This is a genomic window from Pseudomonas sp. YQ_6 (genome assembly GCF_043103245.1).
GTDB lineage: Bacteria > Pseudomonadota > Gammaproteobacteria > Pseudomonadales > Pseudomonadaceae > Aquipseudomonas > Aquipseudomonas alloputida.
The window spans coordinates 100,237-111,173 of sequence record NZ_JBICJR010000031.1 but is presented as its reverse complement, the minus strand read 5'-3'; the positions used below and the strand labels follow the sequence as shown (position 1 = coordinate 111,173).

Sequence of the window (10,937 nt, the reverse complement as noted above, 5' to 3'; positions counted from 1 at the left end):
ACCGTATTCGCGGGTAAACCCGCTCCTACACACATGCAAAGGCCGTCGTAGGAGCGGGTTCACCCGCGAATGGGCCGGCCTTGCTGGCCAATCTCCACCCGCCGTTCACCGTTGCCGCCGCCACCGTATTCGCGGGTAAACCCGCTCCTACACACATGCACAGGCCGTCGTAGGAGCGGGTTTACCCGCGAAGAGGACGGGCCTGCTGGCCAATCTCCCCCCGCCGTTCACCATTGCCGCCGCGAAGAGACCGGCACAGGACGAAATATATCCTACTGTTCGCGGCGAATTTTCCTACCTGATTATCAGGTCAAGTCCTACAGCTCCGCTGCCGATGGGCAGAGATGTGATGCCAGCCATGCGCCTGCATCCTTTCTCTCACTCGCTCGGAGATTCCCCATGCTTGGCTCCCTCAACCGCAAGCTCGGCAACATCAGTGTCGCCGCCAAGCTGGCCCTCGGCTTCGCCGTGGTCCTGCTGCTCACCCTGGCCACCACCATCAGCGGCTGGCGTGCCTTGGATGGTGCCATCGTGCGCTCACAGCAACTCAGCGAAATAGGCCTGATCAACGACCTGACAAAAGACCTGCGCGCGGAACGCATCACCTACCGCGTGCTCAACGACGATGCCAGCAGAGCGCGCATCAGCAATATCCTCGACCAGCTCAACAGCATGCTCACTACCCTGCAACAACGCAGCAACGTCGATGAGTCACGGCAGTTGCTGACAGAAAAAATGGCATTGTTGCAGAGCCTGCGCGACAACTTCAGCGAACTGCAGCGCAGCGTCGCCAGCCGTGTAGCCCTGCGCGAAGCCCTGCAGTCGCAGGAGCATGCACTCAGCGAGGCGATTGACCAACTGCAGACCCAGGCCTTGCTGAAAATGCCTGACGACAGTCAGCAAAGTGGTGTGCTGGGCCTGATGGACACCCTCAGCCGGCATGTCGAAGGTGCCAACCAGCAAAGCCTGGTTCCAGCCTACACCTTCGTCCCGGTCGAGGATTTTGCCAAAGTCGGTGATAACGCCCTCGACGCCGCCGACAGTAGCCTTGCGCAACTGCTTGAAGGCCTTGCGCCGTTGGGCTTGCCACGCGCCATCAGTGAGCAACCGGGTGTCGAGCTGAGCAAGTACCGCACCAGCCTGGATCAGTATCGCCGCGCCGCCGTACGTGTCGAGCAGTTGCAGAACAACATGGAAAACATGGGCAATGAGCTACGAACAGTGAGCCTCGAACTGGGCAAACGCAAGGTCGAACAACGCGACAGAGAGGCCTTGGCCGCCCGGTCGCTGCTGACCAGTGTGGCGCTGTTGGCAATGGTGGTAGGGGCGCTGGCCGCCTGGCTGATCACCTTGCAGATCACCCAGCCATTGCGCCAGACGCTGGCTGTGGCCGCGCGCATCGCCAAGGGGGATCTGAGCCAGGTCGACACCGTGCAACGTCGCGACGAGATGGGCCAGCTGCAAACCAGCATGCGCGAGATGACCTTGAGCCTGCGCGAGCTGATCGGTGGCATTGATCAGGGTGTCGGCCAGCTGTCACAGGCCGCCACGCAGTTGGCGGCCAGTAGCGAAGACACCAAGCTGCGCATCAATCAGCAGCGCGAGGAAACTGACCAGGTGGCCACTGCCATGAACCAGATGAGCGCCACTGTGCAGGAAGTGGCACAGAACGCCGAGCAAGCCTCGCTGGCCGCCACCAATGCAGACCAGCAGGCTCAGGTGGGTGACCAGGTAGTAGCCGAAGCCATCGGCCGTATCGAACAACTGGCCGGGCAGATGGACCATTGCCTGGCGGCCATGCAGCACCTGGCAGGCGAGAGCCAAAGGATTGGCAGCATTCTCGATGTGATCAAGTCGGTGTCCGAACAGACCAACCTGCTGGCGCTGAACGCAGCGATCGAAGCGGCGCGGGCCGGTGAAGCCGGCCGCGGCTTTGCCGTAGTGGCCGATGAGGTGCGTGGTCTGGCACAGCGCACGTCGACGGCGACCGAAGAGATCGGCCAACTGATAGACAGTCTGCACAACGGTACCGACGAAGTGACTCGCTTGCTGGACAGCAGCAAGAGCCTGACCGAACAGAGCGTGGAGCTGAGCCGCAGGGCCGGGCACGCACTGAGCCAGATCACCGACACGGTATCGAGCATTCAGGGCATGAACCAGCAGATTGCCACCGCCAGTGAAGAGCAGAGCGTGGTGGCCGAGCAGATCAACCGAAGTGTGATCAATGTTCGGGATGTTTCAGATCAGACCAGTGCGGCCAGTGAGCAGACGGCCGCCTCGAGTGGAGAGCTGGAGCATCTGGGGCAGCAATTGCGGGGGATGGTTGGGCGGTTCAGCATCTGAGGTTAGCGGGGCTGCTTTGCAGCCCCTCGACCGTTCAAACCGGGCTTTGGCATAAAGAATTACCGGAGCGCACCAACCTGGCATTTTTGTCAGTTGTCGGGGCTACCTTGCTGCCCGCATCCTTGAGGTCATGATTCAACAGGGAATCTTCTCATGGCTAATCGTCAGTTACGCTTTTATGAGCATGATCGGCTCGCATCTATTGGAGTGCCCGGTAGTTCAATAAGAGTGATGACCGCGGCCGGCACTCCGCTGTGCCAGCTAGGGGGGTCACCCTTTACCGAGACCAACCTGATTGCTGTGGACAGAGCAAAGTCCGTGTTGGTTTCGACCCAGAGTTCTGCCATCAACAGCGTGACATACTGTGCTTATGGAAATTACGGCACTGGGCCTTTACCTGTAACACTAGGCTTCAACGGAGAGCATCTGGAAGATTTCGGCGTGTACTTGTTAGGCCGTGGAGAACGTGGATACAGCCCCCGTCTTAGGCGATTTATTTCTGCCGATCGTGCCAGCATTTTCTTGGCCGGAAATCTTAATACATATGCTTACACTGCGGGAGACCCGATTAATTATAATGATCCTTCAGGAAATGCCCGTGGACTTATAGCGCGCTACAAGAATTGGAAAGCTGGAAAGTCTCTAGTCAAAGCCTCAAAGAATTTGAAACATCACATAGACAGCACTGAAAACTTAAAGTTTAACGTCGGAAACGAAGAAAGAAAAGACGTTCAGATACAGCGAGATATTCAAACGATTGATACCAAACTCCAAGAAACAAATGAGGAAATGTTAGCGTTCATGGACGATATGAGCAAAATGGATGGCACAGTCATATACGAAAATAGCAAGCACGGCGTAAAGGCAAGTTACTTATACGCAGGTTACGCCGATAAAGCGTCCGGATTGAAGAATCTTGCAGCCGAGCATGACCAGTTGACTACAAAGCGCCTCGAACTAGAGCAAACACCGTCGAAAGTTGAGGCAGCAAAGTGGCGAGTTAAACATAACAAAATAGCAATTCAGGCAGCGCGCAGCCGTCTAGATTACCTAGCAGAGAAATATCCTCATGTAGTTTCAAAAGCAATTAGAAAAATCACTTAAGCCACATGCCACGCAATTATTCATTTGCCAGCTGTATTCCAAATCAACGGATGAGTGAAATAGCCAACCCGCAGGAAGCGAGCTCCGGGGTTGGCTACGCTCTACCGCCCACCAAGTTTCACAATACCTGGCGCAGGAACGCCTGCGCACGCGGGTCCTTCGGCGCATCGAAGAACGCGCCTGGCGCGGAATCTTCCAGCAGCTTGCCATGGTCGAAGAACAGCACGCGGTCGGCCACTTCGCGGGCAAAGCCCATTTCGTGGGTGACGCAAACCATGGTCATGCCTTCCTGGGCCAGGGTCTTCATCACGTCCAGCACCTCACCGACCATTTCCGGGTCAAGCGCCGAGGTCGGCTCGTCGAACAGCATCACTTTCGGGTCCATCGCCAGGGCCCGGGCAATCGCCACCCGCTGTTGCTGGCCGCCAGACAAGCGCGACGGGTACTCGTTGGCCTTCTGCGAAATACCCACCTTCTCCAGCAACGCCCGGGCCTTGGCTTCACGCTCGGCCTTGTTGCGCTTGCGCACCACCTTCTGCGCCAGGCACAGGTTTTCCAGCACGGTCATGTGCGGAAACAGGTTGAAGTGCTGAAACACCATGCCGACTTCGCGGCGGTAGGCATTGATGTCGGTCTTGGGGTCGGCCAGTTGCAGGCCATCGATGGCCACATGGCCTTGGTCGAAATGCTCCAGGCCATTGAGGCAGCGCAGGAACGTCGATTTGCCCGACCCCGACGGGCCGAGCACGACCACCACTTCGCCCTTGGCGACCTGAGTGGTGACGTTATCCACAGCCCTTACCACCTGGCCACGGGTGTCGAAGACTTTCAGCAGGTCACGGACTTCAATCACTTTGCGCAAGCCTCCGCTCGAGCCGGCTGGCAATGTGCGACAGCGGCAGGTTGATCAGCAGGTACAGGCCTGCCACGCAGAACCAGATCTCGAAGGTAGAGAACGAGGTGGTGATAGCCTCACGGCCACTCTTGGTCAGCTCGGTGATGGCGATCACCGACACCAGCGATGTGTCCTTGACCAGGCTGATGAACTGGCCAGCCAGGGGCGGAAGCACGCGCTTGAACGCCTGCGGCAAGATCACATGGCGCATCGACTGGCCTGCGTTCAGGCCCAGCGACCGGGCAGCCTCGTTCTGGCCCTTGGCAATCGACTGCACGCCAGCACGGACGATTTCGGCCACGTAAGCACCGGTGAACAATGCCAGGGCCGCTACCCCGGCAAACTCGCGGGACAGGTTGAGCACGGTGCCGATGAAGAAGTAGAAGATGAAGATCTGCACCAGCAGCGGCGTGCCGCGCACCAGCTCGACATACACGGTCGACAGGTCGCGCAGGGTCGGGTTGTTCGACAACCGGCACAATCCGGCGAACAGGCCGATCACCAGGCCCAGCGCCCCGGACACCACCGAGATCCACAAGGTGGTCCACAGGCCCCATGCCAGCGGGCCAGCGGCCCAATGGCGGGTTACCCCAATCTGGTCGCCTTCGGCAACATCGTCGCCGCGGCTCAGTTGCAGGCTGTCCTTGGCCACATCGAGCACTTGCTCGGCACCATTTTCGTCCTTCAGCGTGACGCGGGCGTTGTCACCGGAGATGACGATTTCCTGCACAGTGCCGTAGCCGGCAGCGCGTTGTGTTTCCTCGGCCTTGTAGGCGAAGTACTGCGGTACGCGGTTCCAGCGCCACTCGTAGGAAATCATCGAGGTGGCCATGTAAAGGCTGAGCGCCAGGCCTACCAGGACCAGGGCGGTCAACCCATGCCAAGGCCACTGGGCTTTCTTGTGTTTGATCACGTGGGGTACTTCCGTAAATGCGAACGCGCAGGGTTTGCCTGCGCGTCGGGGTCATAAAGCCGGGCTTGTGGCCTGAGCCTTATTCCATTTCCTTCAGCCAGTCCTTGTTCTTGAACCACTTGTCGTGAATACGATCGTAGGTCCCGTCGTGCTTGATCTGGTGCAGGAAGTTGTTGATGAAGTTGATGCTGTCGTAGTCGCCTTTCTTCAGGCCGAAGGCCAGCGGCTCGTAGGTGAAGGGCTCGTCGAGGAACAGCAGCTTGCCGGCGCCGGCTTTATCCACCGCCACCACGTTGTACGGCGCGTCATAGACAAAGGCGTCGGCCTTGCCGTTGACCACGTCCATGACGGCTTCCTGCTCGTTGTCGTAACCGTGGTACTTGGCTTTGCTGATCAGCTTTTTGGACACCATTTCGCCGGTGGTGCCAAGCTTGGAGGTCAGGCGGTACTTCTCGTTGTTCAGGTCCTTGTACGACTTGATCTCGCCAGCCAGCTCCTTGCGGATCAGCAGGGTCTGGCCAACCACGATGAAGGGTTCGCTGAAGTTCAGACGCAGGTTGCGCTCCTGGGTCAGGGTCATGCCGCTGCCGATCATGTCGAACTTGTCGGTCAGCAGGGCCGGGATGATGCCGTCATAGGCGGTGGACACGGCCTCGAACTTCACGCCCATGGACTTGGCCATTGCCTTGAGGATATCGACTTCGAAGCCGATGATCTCGCCACGCTTGTTGGTCATCTGGAACGGCATGTAAGTCGGGTCCATGCCCACCCGCAGGGTGCCGCGCTTGACCGCGTCATCGATGGCGCCCGCCTGTGCCGCGGTCACGGCGACCAGGGCGGTCACACCGACCAGCAGTCGCGAAAGGTATTTCTTGATCATCACCAAGTCCCCTAGCAAGAAAAGTAGCGAATCTTATTGTGTTGGCACGGCCGTACTGGCCGAAGCGTCGTATCGGAGAGGGATGCTAACGCATGGCGGCCCGTGGACCTAGAGCTGCGGGGGGACTTTGTTGGCCAAAATGAGGGGGCCAGGCCAAAAAGCTTCGCGGGTGAACCCGCTCCTACAAGGGAATGTGTATCCCTGGCAGGAGCGGGTTCACCCGCGAAGAGGCCCGATCAGGCCCCCGTAGGAGCGGGTTTACCCGCGAAGAGGCCCGATCAGGCGCCGACGAGTGCCGGTTGGCCTGCGTTTTCCGGGTGCAACGGCAACAGCGGCGAATGCGGGTCATTGTTGATCGACGCACGCCACACATCGATCCAGGCCGCATTGTGCTCGGCCCACACCTGCTCGTGCAGGCGGCTCAGTGCCACCGGGTCGCTGAGCAGGGCCAGGCGAGTATTGAGGTCCAGGCCTTTTGGCCCGACTTCAATCGCCTTGGCAACGCGCTCGGCACGCAACGCTTCGATCGGTGCCGCCTGGCCATGACGGGCAGTGGCCATGGCACAGGCCAGGGCATTCTGCCGCGGGTCGACCACGGCCCGCACGAAGCCATCATGCAGGGCATGCCAGCGGTTTTCGTGGGTGTACTGGTCGGTAGCCAGCAGCTCTTGTGGGGTGGCGTATTCCTCTGGGATGAGGAACAGCTTCTCGTCCTTGGCCGCCAAGCCCAGGCGGGTGCGGCTGGAAATCACCGATACCGGGATCGACAACACCAGCGAACCGACGATAGGCGCCAGCCACCACAGGAAGCTCGGGTTCAACCACGCCACCAGTGCGGCCCAGGCAATGCCCAGCAGCGTCTGCGGGCCATGCCGGCGCACCGCTTCGCCCCACGGCGTGGAGTCGTCGTCACGCTGCGGCGAGTTCCAGGTCGCAGCCCAGCCGAGGAATGCGGCCAGCACGAAGCGGGTGTGGAAGATCATGCGTACCGGTGCCAGCAACATGGAGAACAGCATCTCCATCAGCATCGACAAGGTAACCTTGACTCGCCCACCGAACTCGACGGCGCCCTTGGCCCAGATCAGGATGACGCTGAGCAGCTTGGGCAGGAACAGCAGCACAATGGTGGTGGAGAACAGCGCCACAGCCTTCTCCGGGTGCCACTGCGGCCACAGCGGGTAAAGCTGGTACGGCTCGATGAAATACTGCGGCTCCATCAGCGTGTTGGTCGCCAGCAGCGCGGTCGACAGCACCAGGAACAGGAACCACAGCGGCGCCGACAGGTAAGACATCACCCCGGTGAGGAACACCGCACGGTGAACCGGGTGCATGCCCTTGACCAGGAACAGGCGGAAGTTCATCAGGTTGCCGTGGCACCAGCGGCGGTCGCGCTTGAGCTCGTCGAGCAGGTTTGGCGGCAGTTCCTCATAGCTGCCCGGCAAGTCGTAGGCAATCCATACACCCCAGCCGGCACGGCGCATCAGCGCGGCCTCGACGAAGTCGTGGGAAAGGATGGCACCGGCGAACGCGCCTTTGCCTGGCAACGGTGCCAGGGCGCAGTGCTCGATGAACGGCTTCATGCGGATGATCGCGTTGTGGCCCCAGTAGTGCGACTCACCCAACTGCCAGAAGTGCAGACCGGCAGTGAACAGTGGGCCGTACACGCGGGTAGCGAACTGCTGCATGCGTGCATACAAGGTGTCCATGCCCGAGGCTTTCGGCCCGGTCTGGATGATGCCGGCGTCCGGGTTGGCCTCCATCAGGCGTACCAGGCTGCTCAGGCACTCGCCGCTCATGACGCTGTCGGCGTCGAGCACAACCATGTACTTGTACTCGCCACCCCAGCGACGGCAGAAGTCGTCGAGGTTGCCGCTCTTGCGCTTCACACGGCGCCGACGGCGGCGGTAGAAGATGCGGCCAAAGCCTTTGGTTTCGCGGCACACATCCAGCCAGGCCTGTTGCTCGGCCACGGCAATGTCGGTGTCGTTGGTGTCGCTGAGCACAAAGAAGTCGAACCGGTCGAGGTTGCCGCTGGCGGCCACCGACTCGAACGTTGCGCGCAGGCCGGCGAACACCCGCGGCACGTCTTCGTTGCAGATCGGCATCACCAGCGCGGTACGCGCCTCGGGCGCGATCGGCTCGTTGCCTGCGCTGCTACCGGAAATCTTGTATTTGTCGCGCCCGGTGAGCAGCTCGAGGAAGCCCATCAGCGCGGTCCAGAAGCCCGCCGACACCCAGCAGAACAGGATGCCGAAAAGGATCAGGATGGAAGTTTGCAGAGCGTACGGCCACACCTGCACCACCGTGTCCCACAGCGGCTGGTTGACGATTTCGTCGAAGTCCACGAACGACCAGCCCTGGTACGGCAGGATGCCTTTCATGTACCAGCCAGCGACGATGGTCTGGCCGATCATCAGCGCCAGCAGAATGTAACGGCGGATAGAGCCAACCGTGCGCCAGCGAGCCGGCGGCAGCTCGCGCTTGGGCGGCTGCGGGGCGTTGGGGCGGCCGGTCATGCGTCGCCACATGCGGATCAGCACATTGGTGCGCCATGGCTCGGGCACGACCTTGGTGCGCTTGATCGGCGGAGCGATCTTCAGGCACAGGCGACCGCTGCCGTCGACGCCGAGCATTTCGGCATCTTCCAGCTCGGCGGCGCTGCCCACGGTCAGGCGCGGGCCCACCGAGGCCTGCACGGCCTCGGCAGAGCTGGCGGCCGGGTTGGCCGCCAAGCGTTGGTGTAGCTCACTGAACGAGGTGCAGCTGGCAAGTTCAGCCCGCTGCTCATCGCTCAGGGGTAGGTGGGCCAGGTACTCGCCAAGCGATTCCGGCCTTGCGCTTGAGTTACTCATCGGCAGGCAACTGATAGCTCCAGGTCTCGGTCAGCACCTTCTCGGTGGTGGCCGGGGTCCCGTTGGTGGGCGCCGCATCGGCGGCAGGTTGTTCGGCCTTGGCGGATTTCTCGGCCTTGGCTTGCTTGGCTGCTGCCTTGTCCTGCCTGGCATCCTTGGCAGGCTTGGCGGCTTCGACCGGCACATCACGCACCAGCGCGGCACGCATTTCGGTCGGTTTGTTGGCTTCCTTGACCTTCAAACGCAGGGTCAGGCGCCAGCCCTTGGTCTCAGGGTTATAGCGCAGGTTGTTCTCGACCACCTCGGCGTTGTCGCCCACGCTGACCTGGCTACGCACGGCGGTATCCTCCGGCAGGGCGGCAAGCGCCGGGCCGGCGAAGTCGACCAGGAAGGCCACGCTGCCGTCTGGTTGGCGGATCAGGTTGGACTGCTTGACGTCGCCAGTGGAACGCAGGGTCTGCTTGACCCAGCCCAGCTCGGGGGCCTGGAACTTCGGCTCGTCGATGGTCCAGTGCAGGCGGTAGGCGTACTCGAACGGCTTGCCTGGCTCAGGCAGCTTTTCAGGGCTCCAGAAGGCCACGATGTTGTCGTTGGTCTCGTCGGCAGTCGGGATTTCGACCAGGTCGACGGTGCCTTTGCCCCAATCACCCTTCGGCTCGATCCAGGCGCTTGGGCGCTTCTGGTAGTTGTCGTCGAGGTCTTCGTAGTCGCTGAAGGCGCGCTGACGCTGCATCAGACCGAAACCACGCGGGTTCTCGACGCTGAAGTTACTCACAGCCAGGTGTTTCGGGTTGTTCAGCGGGCGCCACAGCCACTCGCCATTGCCCGCGTGAATCGACAGGCCTTCGGAGTCATGCAGGGCCGGACGGTAGTTGAGCACCTTGGACGGCTGGTTGGGGCCGAACAGGTACATGCTGGTCAGCGGCGCAATGCCCAGGCGGCTGACGTGGTCACGCAGGAACACGCGGGACTGCACGTCGACCACGGTGTCGTTGCCCGGACGCAGGGTCAGCTTGTAGGCGCCGGTGGAGCGCGGCGAATCCAGCAGGGCGTAGATCACCAGGTGCTTGTCGGCCGGCTTGGGCTTTTCAACCCAGAACTCGGTGAAGCGCGGGAACTCTTCGCCCGATGGCAGTGCGGTGTCGATGGCCAGGCCACGGGCCGACAGGCCGTACACATGGCCCTTGCCGACTACACGGAAATAGCTGGCGCCAAGCAGGGTCATGATCTCGTCCTGCTTGTCGGCCTTATTGATCGGGTACAGCACGCGGAAACCGGCGTAACCGAGGTTCTTGGTGGTTTCCGGATCGTGTGGCACGTCACCGAACTCGAAACGGCTCGGGTCGTACTTTATTTCCTTGATCTTGGTGGCGGTGACCTCGTTGATTTTCACCGGGGTGTCGAAGTGCATGCCTTGGTGATAGAACGACAGTTTGAACGGGGTCTTGTCCTTGGCCCACTCGGCCTTTTCCTGCAGGAAATGGATTTTCTGGTAGTCCGCAAACTTCATGTCGCGGAACACGGCCGGCAGGTTGCTTTTTGGTGCGTCGTACTTCTGGCCGGCCAGATCCTTTGCCTTGGCTGCAACATCGTCAAGATTGAATGCCCACAGCTGGCCCGCGCTCATCAGGCCGACCAGAGCCACACTGGCCATCAGCGCCTTGCGTAGCCGGACGCCGGGGATTCTTGATGCTTTTTGGGGACTAACAATCACGAGCAACCCTCGCCGAAAACAGATCATGAAACCAACGGCCAGCGACAAATGCCGGGTTGGCGAGCACTGTTCGGACCCCGCGAGGGCGTAATGATTCCCCAAACGGATCCAGACAATGCTCGAGTCAGAGTGAAACGGACCTGCGAACGCAGGTCCATGCAGCGCGCGATTATCCAGCAGGTTGCGTGACAACGCATCAGGCTGGAGCAACTATTTATCGTACAAAACCCCTTGTT

7 protein-coding genes and 1 pseudogene are annotated in these 10,937 nt (G+C 60.7%); 3 read left to right on the top strand and 5 right to left on the bottom strand.

From position 1 onward, the window contains the following. Positions 1–69: 69 nt before the first annotated feature. The 3 genes and pseudogenes from ACF8FG_RS10260 to ACF8FG_RS10250 form a co-directional block, all read left to right on the top strand. Positions 70–1,488, top strand: a pseudogene (locus ACF8FG_RS10260) (methyl-accepting chemotaxis protein); the annotation flags it as partial. Continuing rightward, a complete protein-coding gene (locus ACF8FG_RS10255; RefSeq protein ID WP_392518759.1) occupies positions 1,471–2,343 on the top strand; it encodes a methyl-accepting chemotaxis protein in 873 nt (290 codons plus the stop codon). The pseudogene ACF8FG_RS10260 and the gene ACF8FG_RS10255, both read left to right, overlap by 18 nt. Before the next feature lie 153 nt (positions 2,344–2,496). Continuing rightward, the gene (locus ACF8FG_RS10250; protein WP_318079928.1) at positions 2,497–3,447 is read left to right on the top strand and encodes an RHS repeat-associated core domain-containing protein; all 951 of its coding nucleotides are present in this window, start codon (positions 2,497–2,499) and stop codon (positions 3,445–3,447) included. 118 nt (positions 3,448–3,565) lie between these two features. Here ACF8FG_RS10250 and ACF8FG_RS10245 read toward each other — a convergent pair whose 3' ends face one another. The 5 genes from ACF8FG_RS10245 to ACF8FG_RS10225 form a co-directional block, all read right to left on the bottom strand. After that, a complete protein-coding gene (locus ACF8FG_RS10245) occupies positions 3,566–4,300 on the bottom strand; it encodes an amino acid ABC transporter ATP-binding protein (protein ID WP_076403731.1) in 735 nt (244 codons plus the stop codon). Then, positions 4,293–5,255, bottom strand: coding sequence for an amino acid ABC transporter permease (locus tag ACF8FG_RS10240; protein ID WP_014592677.1), 963 nt, complete (start codon positions 5,253–5,255; stop codon positions 4,293–4,295). Before ACF8FG_RS10240 ends, ACF8FG_RS10245 begins: the two co-directional genes overlap by 8 nt. 79 nt (positions 5,256–5,334) lie before the next feature. Then, on the bottom strand, positions 5,335–6,132 hold the full coding sequence (locus ACF8FG_RS10235) for a transporter substrate-binding domain-containing protein (RefSeq protein ID WP_026031986.1): 798 nt from the start codon (positions 6,130–6,132) through the stop codon (positions 5,335–5,337). Between the two features lie 281 nt (positions 6,133–6,413). Then, positions 6,414–8,987 carry a glucans biosynthesis glucosyltransferase MdoH gene (gene mdoH / locus ACF8FG_RS10230; protein ID WP_019438720.1) on the bottom strand — a complete coding sequence of 858 codons (2,574 nt, stop codon included), beginning with the start codon at positions 8,985–8,987 and terminating at the stop codon, positions 6,414–6,416. Next, positions 8,980–10,701, bottom strand: coding sequence for a glucan biosynthesis protein G (locus tag ACF8FG_RS10225; RefSeq protein ID WP_392518754.1), 1,722 nt, complete (start codon positions 10,699–10,701; stop codon positions 8,980–8,982). The genes mdoH and ACF8FG_RS10225 overlap by 8 nt, the downstream gene beginning before the upstream one ends. Positions 10,702–10,937: the final 236 nt, after the last annotated feature.

What these genes read in the sequence shown, in the direction of transcription:
- ACF8FG_RS10250 (WP_318079928.1), top strand. Translation starts at nt 2,497, where the DNA reads ATGGCTAATCGTCAGTTACGCTTTTATGAGCATGATCGGCTCGCATCT.
- ACF8FG_RS10255 (WP_392518759.1), top strand. Translation starts at nt 1,471, where the DNA reads ATGCGCGAGATGACCTTGAGCCTGCGCGAGCTGATCGGTGGCATTGAT.
- mdoH (WP_019438720.1), bottom strand. Translation starts at nt 8,987, where the DNA reads ATGAGTAACTCAAGCGCAAGGCCGGAATCGCTTGGCGAGTACCTGGCC.